18 protein-coding genes are annotated in these 22,285 nt (G+C 50.5%); 7 read left to right on the forward strand and 11 right to left on the reverse strand.

Features of this window, described 5'->3' with window-relative positions; genetic code table 11:
- Positions 1-521 precede the first annotated feature (521 nt).
- The gene (locus tag M2418_RS12975; protein ID WP_250985340.1) at positions 522-1,280 is read left to right on the forward strand and encodes a hypothetical protein; all 759 of its coding nucleotides are present in this window, start codon (positions 522-524) and stop codon (positions 1,278-1,280) included.
- A 159-nt stretch (positions 1,281-1,439) separates the two neighbouring features.
- Here M2418_RS12975 and M2418_RS25790 read toward each other — a convergent pair whose 3' ends face one another.
- From M2418_RS25790 to M2418_RS12985, 3 genes are all read right to left on the reverse strand, one after another.
- Complete coding sequence (locus M2418_RS25790) at positions 1,440-2,015, reverse strand: response regulator (RefSeq protein ID WP_352230598.1); 576 nt, start codon at positions 2,013-2,015, stop codon at positions 1,440-1,442.
- A 235-nt stretch (positions 2,016-2,250) separates the two neighbouring features.
- Entirely contained in the window at positions 2,251-2,694 is a 444-nt protein-coding gene (locus M2418_RS12980; RefSeq protein ID WP_259146982.1) for a DoxX family protein, read from the reverse strand.
- A gap of 89 nt (positions 2,695-2,783) precedes the next feature.
- Complete coding sequence (locus M2418_RS12985; protein ID WP_250985342.1) at positions 2,784-3,533, reverse strand: SDR family oxidoreductase; 750 nt, start codon at positions 3,531-3,533, stop codon at positions 2,784-2,786.
- Between the two features lie 185 nt (positions 3,534-3,718).
- Here M2418_RS12985 and M2418_RS12990 point away from each other — a divergent pair, with 185 nt between their 5' ends.
- The 5 genes from M2418_RS12990 to M2418_RS13010 all read left to right on the forward strand — a co-directional run bounded on the left by M2418_RS12990 (position 3,719) and on the right by M2418_RS13010 (position 9,662).
- The gene (locus M2418_RS12990; RefSeq protein WP_250985343.1) at positions 3,719-5,278 is read left to right on the forward strand and encodes an ATP-binding protein; all 1,560 of its coding nucleotides are present in this window, start codon (positions 3,719-3,721) and stop codon (positions 5,276-5,278) included.
- 1,027 nt (positions 5,279-6,305) lie between these two features.
- Entirely contained in the window at positions 6,306-6,653 is a 348-nt protein-coding gene (locus M2418_RS12995; RefSeq protein WP_250985344.1) for a hypothetical protein, read from the forward strand.
- Positions 6,653-7,198 carry a DUF429 domain-containing protein gene (locus tag M2418_RS13000; RefSeq protein WP_259146985.1) on the forward strand — a complete coding sequence of 182 codons (546 nt, stop codon included), beginning with the start codon at positions 6,653-6,655 and terminating at the stop codon, positions 7,196-7,198. The genes M2418_RS12995 and M2418_RS13000 overlap by 1 nt, the downstream gene beginning before the upstream one ends.
- 754 nt (positions 7,199-7,952) lie before the next feature.
- Positions 7,953-8,645, forward strand: coding sequence for a hypothetical protein (locus tag M2418_RS13005; protein ID WP_259146988.1), 693 nt, complete (start codon positions 7,953-7,955; stop codon positions 8,643-8,645).
- A 252-nt stretch (positions 8,646-8,897) separates the two neighbouring features.
- Positions 8,898-9,662, forward strand: a complete 765-nt coding sequence (locus M2418_RS13010; protein ID WP_259146989.1) for a metallophosphoesterase — start codon at positions 8,898-8,900, stop codon at positions 9,660-9,662.
- A 185-nt stretch (positions 9,663-9,847) separates the two neighbouring features.
- On the opposite strand, the gene M2418_RS13015 is transcribed toward M2418_RS13010, so the two are convergent.
- From M2418_RS13015 to M2418_RS13030, 4 genes are all read right to left on the reverse strand, one after another.
- Positions 9,848-10,414 (reverse strand): hypothetical protein, encoded by a 567-nt coding sequence (locus M2418_RS13015; RefSeq protein ID WP_259146991.1) that lies wholly within the window; start codon positions 10,412-10,414, stop codon positions 9,848-9,850.
- A gap of 182 nt (positions 10,415-10,596) precedes the next feature.
- Positions 10,597-11,385, reverse strand: a complete 789-nt coding sequence (locus M2418_RS13020; RefSeq protein WP_259146993.1) for a GIY-YIG nuclease family protein — start codon at positions 11,383-11,385, stop codon at positions 10,597-10,599.
- A gap of 224 nt (positions 11,386-11,609) precedes the next feature.
- Positions 11,610-13,868: an AAA family ATPase gene (locus M2418_RS13025; RefSeq protein WP_259146997.1), complete on the reverse strand. Its 2,259-nt coding sequence runs from the start codon at positions 13,866-13,868 to the stop codon at positions 11,610-11,612.
- Positions 13,869-14,217: 349 nt separating this feature from the next.
- Positions 14,218-14,421, reverse strand: a complete 204-nt coding sequence (locus M2418_RS13030; protein WP_259147000.1) for a hypothetical protein — start codon at positions 14,419-14,421, stop codon at positions 14,218-14,220.
- 203 nt (positions 14,422-14,624) lie between these two features.
- Here M2418_RS13030 and M2418_RS13035 point away from each other — a divergent pair, with 203 nt between their 5' ends.
- Complete coding sequence (locus tag M2418_RS13035) at positions 14,625-15,107, forward strand: type II toxin-antitoxin system VapC family toxin (protein ID WP_259147002.1); 483 nt, start codon at positions 14,625-14,627, stop codon at positions 15,105-15,107.
- Here M2418_RS13035 and M2418_RS13040 read toward each other — a convergent pair.
- From M2418_RS13040 to M2418_RS25795, 4 genes are all read right to left on the reverse strand, one after another.
- The gene (locus M2418_RS13040; RefSeq protein ID WP_259147004.1) at positions 15,063-17,033 is read right to left on the reverse strand and encodes an AAA family ATPase; all 1,971 of its coding nucleotides are present in this window, start codon (positions 17,031-17,033) and stop codon (positions 15,063-15,065) included. The two genes, M2418_RS13035 and M2418_RS13040, sit on opposite strands and share 45 nt — an antisense overlap.
- A gap of 45 nt (positions 17,034-17,078) precedes the next feature.
- Positions 17,079-17,696: a hypothetical protein gene (locus M2418_RS13045; protein ID WP_259147007.1), complete on the reverse strand. Its 618-nt coding sequence runs from the start codon at positions 17,694-17,696 to the stop codon at positions 17,079-17,081.
- Positions 17,697-18,446: 750 nt separating this feature from the next.
- A complete protein-coding gene (locus M2418_RS13050) occupies positions 18,447-21,323 on the reverse strand; it encodes a hypothetical protein (protein WP_259147010.1) in 2,877 nt (958 codons plus the stop codon).
- Positions 21,324-21,333: 10 nt separating this feature from the next.
- On the reverse strand, positions 21,334-22,035 hold the full coding sequence (locus M2418_RS25795) for a glycine-rich domain-containing protein (protein ID WP_405049417.1): 702 nt from the start codon (positions 22,033-22,035) through the stop codon (positions 21,334-21,336).
- Positions 22,036-22,285 lie beyond the last annotated feature (250 nt).

The raw sequence follows: 22,285 nt of genomic DNA on the forward strand, positions 1-22,285 counted from the left end.
GAGATGGCTTGCGAGGGGGATGGCCTAATCTCAGTATGTAGAGGCGGTCTACATAGTGTCGAACTGCAAGGACTAAGATACACTAAGCTGTAAAGTGATCTATATAGACCGGTGTATACCTAATGATCTGGCATGACTGAATTTGAAGACAAAAGGGGTGCCGTTCGCGAAAGCGCTCATGGTTTCTTAGAAGTCTAGTCAGCAATCGGCCTATGAGCGCAACACATCCTAATTTTTCACGCTGGAGCGACCTGCTACTAGAGTTGTTCACCTCAGTGCTGCAAGCTTGCTTCATTTATTTTGCCAATCTACGCATGAGCTTTACGCCATGGGTGGCCATCTCTGGTGAAGGCAGCGGTGCGGCCTAACGCTTAGGTCGGCTTCCATCGGGCAAAATTTAATCACGCCTTAACTCCACCGTTACTCAATGTCGTCTCGGAGTTCGATAGACACACGTCCGTATACTCCCTCAATAACAGTGGGAAGTATAAGATTGCCGGGTTATCAAGTGGGGGTGAACCATGGAGTTGATGATCGCATCTGAGCAACAAAATGGTGACCGATCTCGGAGACCGAACGATAAGAAGGCTCACCGCGAATCTGTCGGTCCCGCGTTCTTTGCAAGTCGAAGTGTCTCTGACATCCGACATTGCTCCGCAGAGGACCTGAAGCAATTAGGTTCAATTCCGTTTCCGTTTGCCTATTGCAACCGAACCGATCGCTACGAAGCTAAGGTTTGGGACGATGTAATTTGGCAGGTCGCCAATGCAATAAGCCGATGTGGCATCGTTTCGATAGTCGGTGAGCACCCGTTGAAGTCTGAGCTGGAAACCCTTCGAATACTTTTCCACGATTGCACAGGTAAATTTGTCGAATCGTTTCAAAACGATACGGCGTCGACCACGAGTATAAGTGAGCAAGAAAACCGTGCGAAGTGTGAACGCGAGCGTGTGATAATTGCTGTTGGGTCTGTACGTACTGGAGACGTGTCTGGAGACTTTGAAAAATGCACTACGCTGTTCTTAAGTGAACACTTAGTTCCTCCTATGTTCGAAGGCGCAGGACCCAAGTTCATTTTACCTCTGACTGCTGGAGGCTGGAGAATTTCGCATATTGCCTTTCGCCGTCTGCTGGATATCGAGCGTGGACTGTATGATGAGAGGGAGTTCGACCATCACCAGGATTGCGTTAAGACTTTTGCGCGGCCGCTTTGCGAAATTGTGTGCGAGCTCTTGAGGAAGATAAAACTCATGAGTGATCATAGTCAAAAACATGGATAAGGTGCAGTGTAAGTCGGTCAATACTCACGAAGAGAGATATCCTTACGTAACAGGAAAAATTGGACGTTAAACTGATGTTCTTTATTTACGCGATCCCTGCAACCTTTAATTGGCGGTGGTGGATTGGTTTTGTGCAATGATCAAGTTCGTCTTAATGGATTAAGCTTCTGCTTCGTATCGTTTGAGCATTCTCTGGAGGGATCGTCTGTCCAGATGAAGATACCGTGCGGCCCTAGAGATGTTTGCACTGTTAAACCGCATGACGTGCTCAATATGCTCCTGCCTTATACGATCGGCTCTCTCTATTCGACAATCAATTGCGATACTCCGTGATCCAAGTAGCAATATATTGAGTAAGAAATCTTTATCCGTGGGCTTTGGTACAAAATCGCAAGCTCCCATTTTTGCAGCAATAACTGCGGTCGGGAGGTCTGCAAACCAAGTATGTACGACTGTTCTCGTTTTCGGCAGTTGAGCGGAGGTCCATTTGACGAGCTCCAATCCGAGACCATCTGGAAATCTTAATTCCGTCAGTACAAAAGACGGTCGACAATCATGGCAGGCAGATAATGCGTCTCTAAGGGTAGTACACGTTAGAACGTGCATGCCGCGAGCACGTATGCCAGCGGCGATTGAGGCGGTTTTCTCGACAAAGGGATCCGCGATTATCACCGTACAAGGTTCGGTCACTCGCTCCGTGTCGACGTATTCTGCTTGATCCATTTCTTTACTCATCCAATTGTTGAGATTGAATATACATTCGTGACTGCGATCCGCGTTCGCTGTTCGGAAAGATGTTGATGAGGTCAGGTTGATTAAATGATGCGAGACTGCTGACGAGCCGTCAGCTGCTGAACCAGCTGTTGGCTCGTTTTAAGAGTATGACCTATGCAGACGACATGATGGTATGAAGGGCGGCGTATGCGTTGTTCTCGAAGGTAGGTCATACTTATGTCGATTGGCGAGCTGGCTATCTTCTTCGGGTGCTAAAGCCGTCGAGGCTAAAAATACCAGCGCCAAAGGCGGTTGCTTGCAGTAGTCCACCAGCTATCGCGATGTTTTTCCAGAAGTGTAGGAATTGGTTCTGATCAGAGAAATCGTTGTGGAAGACAAGGGCAGTAAACAGGCTAAATAGCGCCAGGATTAGTGCCGCGGTACGCGTCTTGAATCCGATAGCAAGAGCTAGGCCTCCACCGAGTTCTATCGCGATAGCGCCTATTAAGCAGATTACAGGAAACGGCATACCAAAGGCAGCGATATAGCTGAGGTAGGTCTCATGACTAGTGACCTTGCCAATGCCCGAAAGCACGAAAATCGGACTGAGAAGGAAACGTCCAACGAGTGCTGAGATAGCGTAAGATTTGTCGTAAGATTTTATCTTCTCGCTGTGGGATGTAGTCTGGGTAGTGCTCATCGGATGAATCCCTAAGTTGGACTTCGTGAAAGCGCGACTAGTGTGAGGTCGTGTAATCGAGCTGCTTTGGGGCGTAATTCTACGGCCTGTTAGGTGGCAGTTGCGCCGAGCCAGTCATCAAGATGTGTTTTCCCAATCAAAGCCTTTCCCTCGGGAACGAGCGTATTGGGTTCAAGCTTCGAACCAAAGTAGAGGGCATCTGGGGTGGCGCTAACAGTTCTGATATCATTTCGGGCGAGGAGGTAACGCGTCACCACTTCACTCATTGGTTCACGGTCTGGACCCGCCACCTGAAGGATCCCGTTCAATGGGTCGCCTGTCACAACATTACAAAGTGCATCCACCAAGTCATCCGCTGCGATCATTTGGACGTTTGCGGTTGAAACCCGGATTTGTCCTCTGGTTTCACCGAGGTCGGCGATAGTGCCCAAATATTCCATGAACTGTGTCGACCGAACGATTGTGTACGGCCTGCCCGAAGTTCTAACGAGTTTTTCTTGGAGATTTTTACCTTTGAAGTAGGCATTGCCATCCAATTTCTCGGTGCCAACGATAGAGAGGAGAATATGGTGTGGTACTCGGGCTCGTCTTTCCACTCCCAATTGGTTCAATGTCGACGCTTTGAAAAACCTGAGTATCGCGGCTGGATCAAACGAAGGTGAATTCGTGACGTCTAATACTGCATGGGCTCCAGTCATCGCTTCGGTTAAACCATGACCGGTGACCGTATTTACTCCGGTCTCTGGCGCTGCCGTAATCACCATGTGACCCTGAGAGGTCAATGCCTTTACGACTTTCGCGCCAATCAAGCCCGTTCCACCCACAACAACATACTTCATTTGTCTCGTCCAAATTTCTCTCGTCCTAGAGTTACTGGGCCGTGGTGGTACAGCAAGCTATACGCAGGTATGTGCCATCCTCGTAGCAGCTTGACCGCAGATGTCAGATTCTTGTCTTGCCTATGGTGATGCGTTCAGGATTTATGATGATCTATGGACCGAACGCGGGGGCGTAAGTGCGACTGATGAGTGCACCTGGACATCAAAAAGTGAACTATGACAATATTTTCAGTCACATTGAAACAATGCCCGGTGCTGGCTGGGCTTTTTTTCCAAACGAAAAATGCTTTGTACTGAGCAAGACACTGGCCGAGCTCCTCAAGCAACCCGCCTTAACATTTATCAAAACAAGAAAAGTCCTCAGGTTCTTGGCTTCGGACAAGTTGTCAAAGTTGATCAGAGATTGGTATCTATCACATCTTGCGCAATCTGAATTCCGTACAGTTCATCGGCTGAAAAGCAATTGTGATGCTCAGCAGTGGGTGAACATCAGCGCTAAGCCGTTACGAATGGATAACGGACGCTCGTGCTGGTTAGGGAGCGTGCTGACAATAACCAACGATTTGTTCTCGGAGTATCTTGATCAACGCGGTTTAGTGACGGTGCCACGCAAAGATTACGAAGAAGCGGTTGCTTCACGTAAGTTTTTGGAGGATCGGGAACATCAACTCAGCTTAGTGGTGAGCACAATTCCCGCCGTTATTTGGGAGACTGAGCTCGATGGCAAGGTCACGTTCTTCAATCAGCGATCTGCACAGTTTCCTGGATTTGTCGTACCTGCGATGGATGACCCCCATGAGGCCATCATGTCTGTGATGCGAACCGTGATCCATCCTGATGATCAGGAACGGTTAGAGCAGGCTATAATCACCAGCATGAGGACGGGTGAGGGGTGGATGGAGCGCTATAGGAGGCGCACCGATGGTGGATATAGGTGGTTGCAGGGGCGCACTCATCCCTTGAGGGACGAGAACGGCGATGTCATACGATGGTATGGTTTTGCAATCGACATCGATGACGACGTTCGCGGAAATGAAAAACTTCAAACAGCGACGAGTGAGCTAGAGCGTGTCGCCCGAATTGCCACCATGGCGGAACTATCCGCGTCAATATCGCATGAGGTCAGCCAACCGTTAGCTGCATTGGCCGTGAATGCTGATGCGTGTCGGCGGTGGCTGGTCGCGAATCCTCCCAACGTCGACAAAGCGCTAATTAGTGCTGAAAACGTATTGAGGGACGCATTACTCTCCTCAGAAATAGTCAAAACCATGCGTTCGATGTTTCAACTTGGCGAGCAAGAGAGAGTTCGGGCAAACATACACGCGATAATCAAAGATGTTTGCCATCTTTTTATGAGCGTCGATCCCTCGCGAAGAGCTATAGTCGTTCAGGAGCTTGATGAATGTGAGCCGTGGGCGGTCGTCGACACGTTGCAAATTCGACAAGTCTTAATGAACTTGCTTCGCAATTCGCTGGAAGCGGGGATCGAAGCTGGGATTGAGCGACCGATTATTCAAGTTGCAACCGTTTGTACTGATGACACCGTTCGAATTTGTGTAGTGGACGACTCGGGTGGAATAGCTGACCTATCGCGGGTATTCGACGCTTTTTATACTACCAAACAACAAGGTACGGGAATGGGGCTTGCCATCTGCCGTACAATCATCGTCAAGCATGGCGGGCGCATAGATGCTGAAAACAAGGGCCTTGGTGCAAGTATCGGATTTACTCTACCGCGAACGTGAGTTGCCTTCCGAAATCCTCGATTAGATTTACCATCCGATATTCATCGGCGTATGTGTCGTTGGTGTATTACTTAGGAATTTGAAAACCTCCCATAACATCAGTTACTTCGGGCCAGAAGCAACTTGTATTGCAGAATAAATCGCAGCTAGCTCATGAATGCGCAATGCATGTTTCTGCGAAGCTTCCTTTGAGGGGAAGCCATTAGTGGTCGGCGTTTTTGCCGTAGATACACAGATCAACAGGTAAGCCAAGAGAACGAAAACGAGAAACGTTATCGCGTTGACGGCGAGTTTGTATTCAGAAGTCGAGGATTGCTGCGATTTGTAACGGCGAGTTCGCATCTTATTCCCTCCGAGTGTGTGAAGTATGGGATCATACTTTCTTTGTGTACGAAACTTCAGATATACGGAGGTGTAATGAGGCGCGTGTACTTTTCACCCGGCTCAGAGGCTTCACGAGAGTAACAGTCTATTAGCGCGACGCATCGGAGCTTCCTTCGGCTCCTTGGTGTGAGCCGCAAATGGTTATGACATTTCACGGCAAAGGTCGCGTGGCCATGGAAGTATAATAGAAACAAAAAAGCCGCCCCAAGGCGGGGCGGCAATGCGGACTAACGGTCCGCAGCTCGGGCGAGGAGGGAGATTTCCCGAGCATGTCGCCAATATCGGGCTGGAGAAACGAGCGACAACCAATATTACTTCGAAAGTGATATTCTGATCAGATATACAATGGTGTGTGGGTTTAGGAGTTATCGCCGTAGCATAAAGAAGAAGATGTTCCCTGTGTCGTTGATCATCGATAATCCAGTTTCTGCCGCCGTTGGGAAACTCTGACGGCCGTTGCGATTAGAGATAATCCGCAATCCGTTCGCGCTTCATATCCATCTGGAAGCGGTCGCAAGTTCTGGATTACGGTTCTTGCAGAGCGCCCTCGGTTGGTGCAAAAAAGTGGTCTTTGGTTTTCCGTACCTTGCTCCGAATCTCGTCAATGCCGAGCATCAACGAGCGCGTTTGGAGTGAATGAGACTTGCAGCAATCTTACTGTGATACAACCAAGATCGTCGCAGAGCTCCTGTGGCATGCTAACCGCGAGCACTCTGCAACAACGGATGTAATATCCGACCTTCTTTTCCGCTCGGTTGTTGTGATCCGTGATCTCAGATCAATTGTAGGTATTCCTGAGTTTGGCACATCGGGTGACGCAATTATTAGAATAGCTTCAACCGCCGCCGATTTGGATACGCACGAAACCTCTAAACAACGCGCCACGCTACTAGAATGTGCTGACATGATCCGGACACTCAACATCGTAATGAAGAGTGGCGTTAGCCTTAAACTTACAGAGGTTCTCAATACGGAAAAGGTTGGTGGTTGATGGAAACGGTCCGTGCGGTCCTCGGCATCGATGCTGCGTGGACGCTTTCTCAGCCTAGCGGAATCGCCTTGCTCGCTGACGACGGAACCCAGTGGCGCTTGGTCAAAGCGTCCGCCTCTTATGAAGCTTTTTTAGAGGACGTTCCTACTATTGAAGTTTTACGTCATAGAGGATCGGTTCCCGATGCTGACGCTTTGGTTGAAGCTGCCGAGAGAAAGCTAAGTTCCTCTCTTACCCTAGTCGCAATTGACATGCCGCTATCCTTAGAACCGATTGTGGGGCGGAGGACCTCGGATAACAACATATCGTCAACGTATGGTGCACGGCATGCTATCACTCATACACCCAGCGAACTGCGTCCAGGCAAAACTAGCGACGACCTTCGAAAAGCATTTGAGCGCATCGGTTACTCCCTTGCGACTTGCAAAATCGACGGACCCGCACTCATCGAGGTGTATCCTCATCCAGCGATTATAGAACTTGCGCTTGCCGAGAAACGGTTGCCCTACAAAGTATCGAAGATGGGGAAATATTTGCCGCGTTGACGGTGGACAGCTTGGTAGAGGCGGTCAATTGCCGACAAGTGCTTGCGGCGCGTCGAAGCCGAGAGGCTGGTCTTTAAGACGTCGCTCCAGACAGTCGCCCAGAACCTTGGCGTTCCATAAGAGTTGACAGAAACAAGGCCGCGTATCGATGGCGGAAGGTACATTGTATTCAGATTGACGGGCATCATTTCTTACTCTCGAACAGTCGCTGCTAACTGCAGCATGGCTCGAAGAAATGCAACGAACATAATGACCTTTAACGGTTTTTGCTATTTAAGCTTAAAGGGTCAGTACCGTAAAAAGCAACACTTCTGAAATGACCGGCGTGTTCCATAATCAAGGTTATGCGATTTATGCATTGTAGCCGCAAAGTTGAAGTGTCCTGTTTCTGCAAATGTAGGAATCCAAATGAAATGTCCGAAAGTCAAATTAGGTCCTGAGTACAAAAAAAGAATATAAACCAATTTAAGTATATATCAAAAATATGCGATGTTTTGCGTAGATATTGGTAATTTAAGAACTATAAGAAAATACTATATTATTCTAAGTGTCTATATAGTAATTTGAAATATTGAATAATAAATAACATATATGCTGTGGATTGCAGCATTATTCTGAGGCATTGCTAATTTATTACGTAATATAAACGCGATATTGCGCGGTAACTGGATGCCCGGATGCACGATTATACCTTGCGCTTCTTTCTTGCATCACTACCTGCCACTTTTCCTGATGCCATTCAGGAGCAAGAAGAATGCAAACCCCTCATCCTTACCGTTACCCGGCGGCTTTCCGTGCACAACTCGCGCGGTTGGAACGACTTAGCCCAGGCATTACCAAACATGGAGCGGCCGCGAACCCCTCCTCTAGGTTGATAGAGATCGAGCACAGTGGCGCGACAATCGATATCATAGGCGAGCGTAACCTCAGGCTCCGTCACCTGGAAAGCCTTATCGCTGACTGGCATATCGACGGTGAAAGAGCTTCGCAATCAACCTTCGGTGATAGTGGTGATCAAGCGCGTGCGACTATCGAGCTTTCCGAAATCCCTGCATGCGTTACTTATATTGAATTCGATCCTGCCGACGAACTTAATCTTGAGTTCCAGCCCCGGAGCAAGGTTGAAGGTTTCTACGTCCGTGAAATCGTCTCGTACGGCAGATACTGCGCCGAGATCACATTTGTCTGCGATGAGCCGGCGTGGAGGACTATGGGGACCTGCGTTTACGCTGATGCGATGAAAGTGGGTTCGCGTATCAGCGTAGGCGTCATTCCTCTACGGGAAAAGATCGATCTGGTCGCGGCTCAGCAGCTTTTCGATGGCGATACATCGCTTTTGAACGACCCCGCACTCCTACGAGCAATCTCAGCAGCAGGTACCACTCTTGCGGAGTATGGTACCCAGAAAAGATCGACACGACCGCCGACGCCTGGAAGGATGGGTTGACGTAAGGAGCGCTCCAATATTGGTGCCTCAGATGCCAACTCTCTGGTCTCGCTGACGGACAGAGGGTTGAGCGGATATTTTGCCAATCCGACCCTTCTGTTAGGAATGAAGACTGATCGATTACCGACTTCAGGTTGGCCACACGTCCTTCCGTCGAGCAAAATTTTCACCTCCGTTAAAAGTTGAAATAACCGCTAAACGCGTTCCTCACTGTCGCTCCCATATGGAAGCAGAAGGAATATGGGGATTTCAATGGAAACGATTGCTGTCGGAGACATACATGGGCGCGCCGACCTCCTTGAAGGGCTTCTCAAGCATATCCAAGCGCACCACGCGGATGCGCAGGTGGTGTTTCTCGGAGACATCATTGACAGAGGCCCGGATTCGAAAGACTGCCTCAACATGGTGGAAAGCGAGCTTGCCCGAAACCCCGCCTCTCGTATGATTTTGGGCAATCACGAAGACCTTATGCTGAGGTTCGTCGATGGCGGAAGTGCTTCGTCGAAAAGCTGGTGCTGGAATGGAGGCCTCAACACCGTCGCCTCCTACGGTTACAAGGGTTACGATTTCGTGGGCGAAGACAATTTCGTCTTACTTCGAGATGAACTCGCGGAAATACTGAGGACTGAGCAGGCCTCCCACATAGCCATGATCCGCAATGCGGTCGCGTTCTTCGAGCTTCCGGATTTTGTCTTGGTTCATGCTGGTATTGATCCAACGATACCAATGGATCAACAGGACCCTTATAAGCTTCGCTGGGACAGCAAGGCGCTCATTGCTCACAGAGACCCGCTCCGTAAGACGATCGTCCACGGTCATACGGTTACAGACAGCCGCCTGCCTGAGGTTCACGTCAACCGTATCAACTTGGACTGCGGAGCTTATAAGAGCGGAGTACTATGCGCGGCATTGTTGGCCAGCGAAGGTCGGCCTAGTTTCATGCTTTCTGCGAACGAGGGCGGGAAAATCCGTGTCTTTGATAGTCCGGCCGCTCAACAGCTCAAAATCGCATCCTAGACTTCGGCACGAAGGCCTTCTTCGCCGCAAAAGACACAAAATGCGGCTTGCCTACCTTGCACTCGCCGTAATCCGAAACTGGCGTGTGAGCGAATTCAAATCAAAGTCGCTCGCTTCATAATAGACATCGTTCGGTAGCAACACGGCCTCGCCAGGCGATGAAGTCCCCTATTCTTCGCGAGCCTTCAGCTTTTCTCGTCCATCTGCTTCCAACTTGACAGCGGAATTCCCCGTACGAGCCGATCCTTCACCTTGTCGGCGGTTATCCCGTGCCTGGCCGCAAGCTCGACACACGCTCTGTTCCTGCTTCGCCAAGTTTCACCCTCAAACGTAAACTCTTTCTTTGATGTGGGTCCGATTGGTGTCGACAGGGCGGCTTCCACTGACATCCCTGCCTTGATGCGAAATTGGTAGGTGCCGCTGCCTATTTTATATTCCCTTAGAGCATCCTCGAGGGTGGGCCAGACCTTACCAAACGCCTCGATTGGCTTGCCGTGGGTTCGTGCGATGATTCCCCTTTGGTCCATCCACGTCCAATTAGTTGGTCCCCAAGGTTTCTGCTCGTCTATACGCGTGAGCCGTCCCTTCCCCGGTTTTCCACTGATGTCGGCTTTAAAGCGATCATAATCGAGCCATTCAGCATCAACGGTGTCGCCTTTGTCTCGGGCCCGCTTGAGAATACCTAGATGCTGTCGAAAAAGCGCCGAACCGGCGTCAGGATGCTTGCTCTGTTTTCGGGCTTTGACGGGCAACGGCTTGTCCTCCCTGAACCGGCTTTCGACGACATGCTCTGGAAGCCCGGTCGCTATGGACACTACACGACGCATAGACGCGATAGACCTGAAACTTCTTCCCTCCCATTCGACCGCTCTCCCGTCATAGGAGCCGATTTGCCCTCCGGCCCTGGCGTTCAATCCGTTGGGATGCATCGTATTCAGATTAAGCATCCACTCGATTCCCGTTCGGCGAGCTTGTGTTCACCGCTCTCCACGACCTCAAGGACGTCGACCATGAAGTTTTCTGCTCCCTTTAGACGTATGGCATCATGAAGCAGGCTCCCTCCTCCCCTAGCCGCCGTCTGAACATGCTGGTTCCAACGAACATCAGGTTTGTTGACGGTCAATCCAACGTAGACTTTCCCCGTTGTGGTGTCCGTGATCTTATAGATGTAACCAGGAGCGCCATCGGACATGGGCGGCTCGGATAGCATGTCGTCAATCGCCCATTTCGCTTTCAACCTGGCATGCATCATTTCCCGCTCGTCGTAGCGGTCTATCGCCTTCAGGAAGGAAGTAAACGCGGTATATTCGCCTCGTCGATCGGGGTAGTGGTCGCCATTGTAGACAAATCGTTTTCGGCGACCGCCACCATGTTCAGTTATCCAGTCCGCTTGGCTGTATGAAGCCGCAGTATCGATTAGCGTCGACGTGACCGGAACTGATCGTTTCTCCATCGATTTAAGTCGCGTCCGGAAGACATGGTAAGGTATAACGCCATCCCGGGAGGCGTATTCGGTGTAGAGAGTATCTACAGACCGCGGTCCGTCGGGCGTCTCTACCCACGTGACACGCTTGCCGTATTTGGATTGGTACTGCTTTGCATCGAGGTAGAATATCTCGTCCAAGATTTCGTCGGTAATTTTCCCGCCACCGTTGAAAAAACGGCGCAGGCGACCAGTTACGGTGACCTCTTTGACCGGGGACGGAGGGCTGAGGGACGACATGAGTTGGCGAAATCCAATGTACGTCACACCACGGTAGGTCATGGGAAACGGAAGCTTTGAATTATGTGACGGACCGCGCATGTGGAAGCTCGCTTCTAGGCAATGAGATCGTAGGCATCGAAACGCGTAGCCCACCCCCGGAGCAACCTACTAAAATCGTCCGCAAAAAAGTAGGCTAAGGTGGGAAAATAAATCAAAGTTTTCAGTTGCTTCAGACGATACGTTCAAGCAACACGTGAAAGTGCCCTCGCTACCTCAAGCTGACCTTTTGCGTATCTCTCAACTATCCGAATTGTCTCATCGCACGCGTCCTTGAGCTCATCGGGGCTGGGCGTCTCGTCGTAATAGGTGCCATGAGAGAGATTGTTGATGAGCACGCTCTTGATCTCAAAGCCCTCCTCGCCAGCCAGATAGCTGATGTAGTTAGAGAGGCTATCAGTGTGGCTCGGCTCAGACCCGCCGTGAACGCCGACTATTTCACGGAGGTGCTCTTCAAATGGAGCGATGTATTTCTTGAGCTTTGACAATTGGTGCGTCTGACCGACCTTATGAAGAAAGAATGCGCCTTCCTCCTTCACAACCCTGTTGGTTACGCAGATGTTGTAGAAGTAACTGCTGTGGGTGAAAACGAGCAACTCAGGTCGCAGGGAGCCGTTGTTTATGTCCGCCGGATTGATCGAGACCGTGCCTGTGGCAGAGATATTTAGGTGCTTCAAAGTCTGGGCTATTGCGAAGACATAGTCATACGACATCGAGGTTATGGGATCATCAAATACCAGGAAAAGCTTCCCGTAGTCCGACGTCGCCTTTATCTTCTTGTGGACACATGAAATGAAATAACAGAAAGCGATCACCGTTTTCTCGCCATCGCTCAATGTGCGGCTGGGCCCTCTAAGCATCTCGCGATTGTCGCGCCTGAGCGTGAATGAGGCTTTGTCAAAGCTATACTTCTGCCCAAAAAAGGTGACGATCAATGACTCGAACGTAGTTGCTACGCGGTCCTTTGCATTGTCGGAAAGCTGTGATTTCTCGAGTGTTGCAAGTTCAGCGGCAGCAATCCGCAAATCTTCCTGACCACGGAAGACGGCGGCGAAAGGTGCCCAATTAGACCTCACAAATTCGACGGCAAATGTATCGCAAGCCTCGCGCTGGAGGTTTCGGCGCTCAGCATCTGACGCGCCAATCGCATTTCGCAATGCTAGAAACGCGTGGTTTATTTCGCCGATCGTTTGCTGCAAGGTCGCAATTGTGGACGATACATCGCCTTCCGGACGGCTCACCTCTTCACCTGGACTGGTGCCTTTTGCCTCGATCGCTTGGGAATACGCGCCGAGCAGAATGTCGGCTGCCTGCGCTTCTCTAGGTAGATCCGGAAGAGTGACACTCTTCTGCGATGGCACGAGCTTTTTAAGACTGTCGTATTTCGAGAAATTCCGAGAATACGAACTCTCACAAGCAGAGACCGCACTCCTGAGGCTTTTCACTTTGGACCAATCCTCCCTTAGCGCTTTCTTGTGAGCGCCTTCGGCATCAGCAAAGAAAGCGATATAGGACGCGATGAGGTCCTTTGCGGGCGGATGCTCAACTGACTGTGCGCAGAATGGACACGTCCCCTCTCCGGCCTGCACCAATTCGGTTCCTGCTTCGATGAAAGCGTGGTGTGCTGTAATCTTCGTTTTGATCTCGTCCGCGACGCTGGACGGCGTTGTCATCCGAGAAAGGTTGACGATCACGGTGTCAATAACGGATGCGTTGAACGTGATACCTTCTATGTTGCCAGGATAGTCCGGTTCCGCTGGCACACTCTTGAGAGCATCAAGGTCGCTCAGGACGTTTGCGAAACTCCGTGCCGGCTGTGCTGGCAGGACTGTGTGGCTGGACAATAGTTCCGAGAGTTGAATGGCGGTATATTCCCGAAGTCGGCGATTGACACCTGCTTTGTTGAATAGCTGCCCTTCCTTTGCTTCCCCAAGTACATGTTCCAATGCCGAGGTCGATTCAGCCAGAAGCCTTTCTGCCCGCTGCACCTTTTCTTCCGCCTCTTTGGTGCTGATTATCGAATGATCGAGCGTAATTTTGCTTTCAATGTTCCCGTCCACCACGAAGTTCGTCTGTCTCAGCTCGGAATGAACAAAGTCTTCCGAGAACACGTGGAAGATGCGGTCGCCTATATGTGGAGTGGCTTCGCGACTAGCCAAATTGAGGGAGAGCTTGCCAATGCTGGCGTCACCTTGAGATACCTCGAACATTCCGTGTCCGTTGGTAGATTCCTCTGAGATCAGATTGGTCGGGGCCTCCTGTATATCCTGACCGTCGCCATACAGATCGAGATATCGCAATGCTCGGGTTAGAAAGGATTTCCCGGTGCCGTTACGTGCGTAGATAAGATTCTGGGAAAATTTGCTGAGGTCTGCGTCCAGTTGCGCAACCGGACCAAGAGAACTGGCTCGAATATGAAGACTGGGTTTTGGCGCGGAAGACATCAGAATCACCTTGTTTCCACCTAAGGTAGCATAGCGCCAACTACAGTCTATTGTCCGAAGGTGGCATTATCACTTGAATTAAGGGGCCATTTTCGACGGGACAAGGTGCTTAGGTCAGAGCCTGAGCTACGTCGCAATTGCCCGCTTGATATCTCCGCCATTCGGCGAGACAACGACCTGAGTTTGCACAGAAGGAGGAGAAAATCCTCCGCATACTCCGCCACGCAACGGTCTAGTGAAGGGAAGCCCTCCCAGCGTGACTTGAAAATTCGCTACACATTTCGATGTTCAAAAGGTGGGTATCGAGCAAAGGGGTGGTTTGGACCGGCCGCCCGTCTACCTAGACCGACTAGAGCTCTCGAATATCAGCGGATTTCAGTCGGCCTTCCTCGTCCAAAATGTCTGTAAGAGACTTGCGACCACCTTGTTCGAAGGACACCACAAATCTACCGTCTGGCACGACGATATATTGCGAAGACGCCCGCGCTAGTTTCAGCAAGCCTGGCAGGTCGGTAGATGCCGTCTCTATCGTCCAGTTCTGTGACATTGTCACCAAATCTCCAGTTCACCGAATTTCGAGTTGTAAAAGTCAAAGTTTACAGAAAACCGGTAAATTCCGGTTACTACATTTCAGGAATCCGTTCTACGTGCGAGGTTTTTGAAATGGCAGGTCCAATATTCTTGATGGACACGAACATTTTGAGCAACGCCGGTCTACAACGACCGCCTCCCGGCTTACGCTCGTGGATGAAATTAATGGGTGCGAATTCCCTAGCTCTTTCGTTCCCAGCGATAGCAGAATTGAGGCGCGGTGCATATCTCTCCTCTAAAACCGATCCCCAGAAAGCCATGAGGTTGCACGATTGGATCGACGATCTGCTCTCCGTGGACTTTCAGTTCGCACAACTCACGTCAAAGGCTTCCGATCTTTACGCACAAATGACGACGGTTGGCCCGCTTCGCCACCTTTACATGACAAGCCCCGGGCAAAAGAAAGATAAGATTGGACACGATCTCCTGTTTGCAGCACTTTCAATCACCCATCAGATGCCAATCGCGTCGTTTAATGCACGAGATTTTGTATTAATCGATAAGTACTTCCCACTGCCGGGGGTATTCGACCCCTTGAACGCCCTGTGGAGTGTTCCGTACCATATCGCTAATAATAGCAACGTGCCCGGTATCTCTCCTCCCCTACTTCCTGAGCTCGTATCCGCCGGATTCGGCTTTATGAGATAGACTTACCTCATGATGCTTCTCCATCGCCGCTTTGATTACGGCAGCCTGTAGAGTTCCTTCGCGTAAGAGATCGGCGTGAAGATCGAGAAGGACCGACCTGTGTTCTTCGAGTAGTGTTTTTGCCCGTTGCATTTCGGCTTGCAATGTGGCCTCGACAGCTTTGGCGACATCCTTTCGATTGTGACGATATGCCGACAGCTCTTGCGGGCTATTGCCAGGTTCAACAGCTAGAGTTTTTCCCAACCCCCAGCTCGTTTCTAACATGGTGGCGATATCAGTCGCGCGGTTTAGGTCCGCGGTCGAACTTCCGGCCGCCCCGTTATCAAACGCCTTGAACAGAATTTCCTCTGCTGCAATCCCACCAAGCAAAATTGCAATCTTGTCGCGATAGTAGGTTCCAGTTCTGCGATTGAAAAACTGTTCATGAAACTTGGCATGTCCCAAACTTTGGGGCCCGATACTTGGCCGGATGGTTCTCGCGACTGACACCGAAATCAAGGGATCAGATTTAAGAAGGACGCCGAGGATGGCATGGCCGAGCTCGTGTGCAGCCACACAATGTTGCACTGCCATAGGGATCTGAATGCGAGCTGGCATTGCGGCGATGATGTCATCGAGCCGCATCGGTCGTTCTGCTCTTCTAGCAATCCGACGCGCTTCACGGACGCATCGTTCAATGTCAGCGCCTGACCACCCTTCGCATTCGGATGCGAGCGTATCTAGGACTTCATCTTTTAAACTATCGCCCAGATAGAAACGAAAGATGCCGACGCGTGCCGTTTCATCTGGAAGCGGGATGGAAAAATGCCGTTCAAGCCGCCCAGCTCTGAGTAGCGCTGGATCGATAATATTGGGATAGTTGGTCGCACCGATCACTACAACGCCTTGATGCGACTGTGCGCCATCCAACAGTTCCAGTAGTCCGTTGACTACCTGGCGCTTGTAGTCATCGTTATTCCCCGTTTCTTCTTCGCGGCTCGTGAAACTGTCAAACTCGTCGATCAGCAAAATCGCTGGTGACTGGGCTACCGCGTCGGCAAAAGCCCTTTGCATTGCTTTCAACATGTCTCCGAGGTGGCCTGTCGCTTGCCACCTAGCAGCCGAGCCAAGGATCAATGGTACGTTGCAGGTTCTCGCAAGAGCAGCTGCGTAGGAGGTTTTTCCCGATCCTGGAGGGCCGGACAGAAGAATTCCACAATCGACATCCTCCCAAGCAAGTACGCCGTCTTTCCATGACTTGATATCTTCAGCGAGTGAGATACCCCAGCCTTTCGCCTCGCCATATCCAGACAAGTCGTGGAGGGTCGGTCCAGCGGAAATACGTTCCAGTGCTGGCTTTTCTCCGCCGACCTGAGAATATCGTCGGAGACGCTCAATGCTGGCGGACAGAGATCGACCCCGCCTCCAGCCGAGTTCGACCCGTTTTGAGGATTGTTTCGCCAGGAATTCCGCATCAGCTTTTGTGACCTCACCGAAACCCATGCGGTGAGCCACGATACGGTAATCATTTGCCGAAGGTTCAGACAAATGAACAACGATGTCGGCCGCGATGCGAACCTCATCTGACAAAAAGTCGGGGTTCTCGATTAGAATAATTGCCCGTCTGACCTGACGAAGCTTTCGGAACGCGACAAAATCATCACCTAGGTGATTTTCATCGTTGACGAGCACAACGTTGATGTCGCCGTGTTCGCCTCCCAGTAGCGAAGTACCTTCCAACATGCATTTGGCCGCCATTCTGTACGCATGGCGGTCCGCGTTTAGCGGCATTACAAACGCGGCTACGAACGGTAACCGTCTTTTGAGTAATCGCTTGATCGGCCTCGACATTGCAACGATCGCTAAATGCGTGGACAGGGTGAGTTGGTATTTAAAACTGTGAGACAGATCATGGTTGGCGCAAAGATTATCGCTAAGGGACTTCATGGAAACCTCGGAACACGGATATTGAAATTTGTGACGACGGATCAGTCACATCCGTATTCGACGGACCATTGTTTCCGGGCCGAGCAACTCAGCATCCAGGTCCACCTCGACAAAACCCCGCAGGATCAATTGAGCAAGTCCCGCGATCGGTTTGGTTTCTTTGAAAATAGTAAGGCATTCAGAAACCGACAGGTCGCCGTGATCTTTGAGAATTGATAGCAACCGTAGTCGGTCGCCGAGCGAGATCGCATGGTTGCCATACATGAGAAGGTCTCGTGCATTCTGCAGCCTGGGGCCGTCGTAAACCTCCTCGGCGATCAAGCGCCGATACCTGGCTCCATGACGAGCTGCGCTTTCCTCAATGACTGCCGAGGCTACAGGCATCACTCTGTCAGACGCGTCGATCAACAAACGTCCACCGTCGCTGTCGACAACACCAAAGTCCGGAACATGGACAACGCCGCCGCAATCCAACGAAAGTGGCATACAATGCCATGAGACTACCGAAGGATTCACGTCGAAGAGGCACGCGGCATCTCGGGCGGGCTGAGATCGAAAGATCGCCAAGCCGTCGCATTTGATTGTGGCTGTAGGTGAAAAAGTGCGGATTGCTGCAGTATTACGATTTGTTCGAAGCGACTTCGCGCTCTCGGCGATACCCATTTTAATACCTCAACGAAACAAAGCAGATCGCTGCCGTGATCATTACGGCTCGTGGGATCAACCTATTCGTATGAGGTGGGTAAAGTTTTTCATGGCGTGAACAAATAAAGAACAAAATCTAAATCGTCAAGATGAAATTATGAATATTCCGCGTCGAACGTCGCACCATAGCGATGTCAGTGTTCTTACCTGAGTATACCGATGCTCGAGGTGCTGTACGACCGCCCAGACAGGAATGGCACTCCTGCAATCCCAGCCAATGTCGTCACTACCATGCAGTATGCTGGAACCAGTTGGTTTCCGGTTAGGGCGATCAACGCAGTCATTACGAACTGGATGGAACCTCCCAACAAGCAAACGACGACCGCGTATGTGACGGATATCCCTGTGCTGCGGAGGTTTGCTGGCAGTGCACCCGTTATGGCTCCAAAACTCGCCCCACCACTGACCATGGCGAGAAAGGGAAACGCGCTGCTAAGCAGAAAAGCTCCGGCGACATATTGCGGTTTTTGAAGGCGTGTTTGCTGTTTGTCAGAGGTGGACAATTTCAAGTCACCAACAGACAAACGCCGACGGTCACGCCCTCGATAAGATAATGATCGAAACTCAACGGTTGTACCGGAACGGCCGCTGAGCGGTTCGCTCCCGCTCCCACACACCGTGTTCTCAAGCTGACGTATGTCGCTCACATTTGTTCGAACTCCGACTATCGCAATTGCCGAAAAGGTAGTTAAAACAAGTCTTTCAATTTCATCGAGAAGTTAGCCTCTGAGGCACGCTCGGAGCATCAGGTTTTGTAGTTGGCTCCTGGACTTGGTGGCAATACATCTGCGGATAGAGAGTGTTGCTATCACACAAACTTTTTAGCACACCGGCAGCCAACAATCTCTCTGTCAGGAGCGAATGATAGTCGGTGGCAAAGGCTGCAACTTCAAAGTTCTCTGATGTATGAGGGTCAAGCAGATAGCACCTCCCGCTCGACTGCGTCGTGTAATAGGGAACACTTGTGTCAACTTCAGTTCCGCCCGTCTTATACAAACTCGGCGGAGCGACGTTGGTCCAACATGAGACAGAGCCTGACGGTGCCTTTGGGTAATTTGGATCGGAGTGTACCCTCGGAAGCTCGATTGCCCACAAACCCAAAGTAGTTTGTGGTTTTTCTGGCACAGCGTCGAAGAGAACAACGTTCGAACCGAGCACTTCCTGAATTCGATTTGAAAACGGCGATCTAATTGCGCTTCGCCATAGGTCAAAAGAAATGTTGGAGGCACTCACCTGCTCGGCGACAAGAGCACGGATGACATTCGTTGCAAAAGTTGGATTGGTTTGCATCATACACAAGGTATCCCAGACGTCGTTTCCAGTTGCGCAAACAGGACCTGGTAAGCTCGCAGAGGGATCAGGCGCGGCTAAAAGCTTGTTTAGTTCATCAGGCTCGTTCAACCGTCTCGCTTTGTGAAATGCTGGTATTACCTTTGTCTTGAGAATCGAAACAGCTTTTGGTACCGCTGGAAGACCAGCAATGATTTGCGCTTGTCCCAAAGTAAGGTCAATTGCGTCAACGCTATCCGACAATGCTCGAACATGTCGTGTTCGTCTACTAGCACTTAGTTTCGTTATTTTAAGCGCTTCCGCTTCGGAGATTGTTCGTGATGCTGCGCCTGTGGTGCGCTCTATTAATACCCCGTTCCAAGGGGCAACCGTTCTAGTGAATTTCGATAAAAGAACCACTGTCGGCGTACTCAGCCAAGCACCCTGCCCAGCGTTGTACTCGCTTGCTTTGATCCTTGAAACTATTGGCGGGAGCGGTACTTTCTGACAGTTGGGTACCAACCCGGCTTCTGTAGCGTATCTAACGTAAATGTCACACAGGCTTAGGGCTGGGTTGTAGAGCAGGCCAGCTGCTACTTCTGGCCTTTCGTCTTCACGCATTTCACGGACATACTCTACCGTCGGCTGTAGTACCCGTTGCGAAAAACGCCTAACGGAATCACGTCTAGCAGCAACGTTCACACCGCCTGACCCCTCTTCGAGATTATCCGCTCTAAGCATCCCAGAGTACTCCGTCTCAGAGGATACTCTTTGTCTAGCGGACAAGCCATTTAGGCATCGCGCATAATCGAGGGGACGATTATCGCTTTCAAACCAGATCGCAAATCCAATTAAACCGCGCGTCCATAACTTCCTGGTTTCTGGAAGCTGCGCCTCTTCAACCAACCGCTCGCAGACACGAACATCTTCATACAGCAATTCTCGGCTATCGCGTTGAAGGTATGCAACATCTAGTCCGAGCTCCGCGAACTTACGATTTATGGTCGCTTCGACGTCAACGAGCTTGATTGCAATTTGCCGGAGTGCCTCCATTTCACGGACATGGTTTGCTTGGATAACCTCGCTGAGTTGGCGAAGCTCGCGGAACACTGCCTGCAAAAGCTTAGCATTACCGTCGCTCCTACCACCACCGCCGAACATTGAGCCCATGGAACCGAATAACGCAGCACCAGTATTGAAGATCGAAAGAGGTTCCCCGATGGTGCAAGCAGCTGCAAAAGCCCCTCCTGCAGCAAGTAGGCTGCTGGTCTTATTCGTGGCATCCGCAAGCTCGCTCATCCCAAGCGTTTGAAAGACGGTAGCGGCACTTTTAAATGCTGAGGATGCAGAATCGAAGTCTTTTTTCAGATCGGACGCCGAAGCGCGACGGCGCACTCCTTCTATAGCATCATCGCTAATCTGCAACGCCCCCGCGTTCCAAAGAGCCAAAATTTGCTGTGGAGGCATATTTGAATTTACTAGAGACGATAGAAGTAGCTTGGTGCTGTCCGTCGTTCGTTGAACTTTCGAGATAATCGCGCCGTGATTATCTAATCTTTCCAAGGCGGCTTTCTGTAAGGACTTAACCTCAAGATACCCCTTGTTCAGCGCAACCAATTTTTCATCAAGCTTGCCGACTCCTTCTTTCAAAAGCTTGGTGTCTTGCAAACCAACCTGCAGCATGTCGATTACCGCAGTAGTCTTTAAATCATTCAGAATGTCGAGGTTGCCCACTTGCTCTCGAAACTTAGGGTCTCGAATTGCCTTTCCGAGCTCGGTGTCACCGATTTCTCGTAAACGTTCAAAATTTAGCTTGCCGTTGGGTCGGATGATGTTTCCGTATTCCTCCTGCAGGTAAGAGGCGACCCTTGCTGTGGCAACCTCGTTAGCGTTCTCGATAATCGCATCTCCAAGATCGCCTACGTATCCACCTGCTATTGCTGACGCGAGGGCCGCCGGGCCGAGTTGCATGGCCGCCATCGTTTTGGCCATTTGCCCATCACCTAAACCTCCAGTATCCCCACCTCCGAAGGTGCCCGCTGCATAGCCGAGTCCTTTAACGGCGTATCCCATCCCTTTGAGCACGTCTTGTGATGATTGTGCAGCTGCTACGCCTTCAAGGAGCGTCTGTTGGTAAAGATATGATTGGAGCTTGCCTCGATCATCTGTTGAGATGAGCGTCTCCCCAAACGGATCAACGCCTTTCAAGTCCTTGACCCCCCAAGGTGAAATTGCGCGAGAGAGCTCGTTGCTTTGTGCGTAGTCCACAGGGAAGAGAGCGATTAGAGCACAGGCTGCAAGCAGGGCTTTTCTCATGATCGCCGTCCTAGTTCGCAGGAGTTGGGTTTGTCGGAGCGGTTTCCCCGGTATCTTGCCTGGGTGATGGAGGAGGAGGAACGTTTTCCAGCAGCGCCAACACCCTCGCAAAACGGGCCATATCTGGCATAGGGAAGATTGAGACATATCCGTCACTTCCATTCCCTGCGGGAACAAACGGTCTGACTATCGTGGGCCCTGCTTGGTAACCTCCAGCACAATTACCTGTGGCATTCGGGGAGCTCTTAATCCCCCCACTTCCGAGAAATGTCGATCCACCTTCTTTTTCCAAGACATTAGACTTGCCGCCCACTGCCCTGAGAATACCTGTGGCTAAAGTTATTGTTGTGTCTTCGCCGTCCTTGGCTGGGGCGTTTTGTCCACCGTCACCAACACCACCTCGACCAACGCGAATTTGATACTTTTCCTGATCTACGCGAATTAAAATCGTCATCGCTGGAGAACTGTCGCCACTCAATGCAGGAAGATTGGTTCTTCCGGAGCTGCCACCACTAGGAGGAGGAGGACGCACTCTCCCTCCACCACCGCCACCGCCACAAAACGTAAGGAGGACAAACTGAACTTCTGGTGGACGTAGCCAAGTGTAGTCTCCGGCGGACTGATATATTTGAGGCTGTAGCGTAGGAACGGAATCTTGAGCATAGACAGGACTGCAAAGCAAAATAAAGCAACTGCCGAGAGCTCGAAGCATCTCAACCTCCCCTAATATTTATGATTCCCCTTCATTTTTTGAAACTATACGTACAAAAGGAAACAATTCCATAAGAATCTAGCGCATATGTGGAAAATTAAATTGAACAATTAAACAAAATATTGAATATAAATCATATCAACTGTATTTTAATACATAATTTCATTATTAGATTCGAATAAATCTAAAAAATACAACAATTAAATATATCTATATATCAATAATGTAGATTTTGGCTAGATAAGTAAAT

The organism is Rhizobium sp. BIGb0125, assembly GCF_024810055.1.
GTDB lineage: Bacteria > Pseudomonadota > Alphaproteobacteria > Rhizobiales > Rhizobiaceae > Agrobacterium.

Coding starts and splice junctions, on each gene's coding strand:
- M2418_RS12990 (WP_250985343.1), top strand. CDS start 3,719: ATGAGTGCACCTGGACATCAAAAAGTGAACTATGACAATATTTTCAGT.
- M2418_RS13010 (WP_259146989.1), top strand. CDS start 8,898: ATGGAAACGATTGCTGTCGGAGACATACATGGGCGCGCCGACCTCCTT.
- M2418_RS13005 (WP_259146988.1), top strand. CDS start 7,953: ATGCAAACCCCTCATCCTTACCGTTACCCGGCGGCTTTCCGTGCACAA.
- M2418_RS25790 (WP_352230598.1), bottom strand. CDS start 2,015: ATGAGTAAAGAAATGGATCAAGCAGAATACGTCGACACGGAGCGAGTG.
- M2418_RS13050 (WP_259147010.1), bottom strand. CDS start 21,323: ATGAGAAAAGCCCTGCTTGCAGCCTGTGCTCTAATCGCTCTCTTCCCT.
- M2418_RS13040 (WP_259147004.1), bottom strand. CDS start 17,033: ATGAAGTCCCTTAGCGATAATCTTTGCGCCAACCATGATCTGTCTCAC.
- M2418_RS13000 (WP_259146985.1), top strand. CDS start 6,653: ATGGAAACGGTCCGTGCGGTCCTCGGCATCGATGCTGCGTGGACGCTT.
- M2418_RS13045 (WP_259147007.1), bottom strand. CDS start 17,696: ATGGGTATCGCCGAGAGCGCGAAGTCGCTTCGAACAAATCGTAATACT.
- M2418_RS12980 (WP_259146982.1), bottom strand. CDS start 2,694: ATGAGCACTACCCAGACTACATCCCACAGCGAGAAGATAAAATCTTAC.
- M2418_RS13020 (WP_259146993.1), bottom strand. CDS start 11,385: ATGTCGTCCCTCAGCCCTCCGTCCCCGGTCAAAGAGGTCACCGTAACT.
- M2418_RS13025 (WP_259146997.1), bottom strand. CDS start 13,868: ATGTCTTCCGCGCCAAAACCCAGTCTTCATATTCGAGCCAGTTCTCTT.
- M2418_RS12975 (WP_250985340.1), top strand. CDS start 522: ATGGAGTTGATGATCGCATCTGAGCAACAAAATGGTGACCGATCTCGG.
- M2418_RS13035 (WP_259147002.1), top strand. CDS start 14,625: ATGGGTGCGAATTCCCTAGCTCTTTCGTTCCCAGCGATAGCAGAATTG.
- M2418_RS25795 (WP_405049417.1), bottom strand. CDS start 22,035: ATGCTTCGAGCTCTCGGCAGTTGCTTTATTTTGCTTTGCAGTCCTGTC.
- M2418_RS12985 (WP_250985342.1), bottom strand. CDS start 3,533: ATGAAGTATGTTGTTGTGGGTGGAACGGGCTTGATTGGCGCGAAAGTC.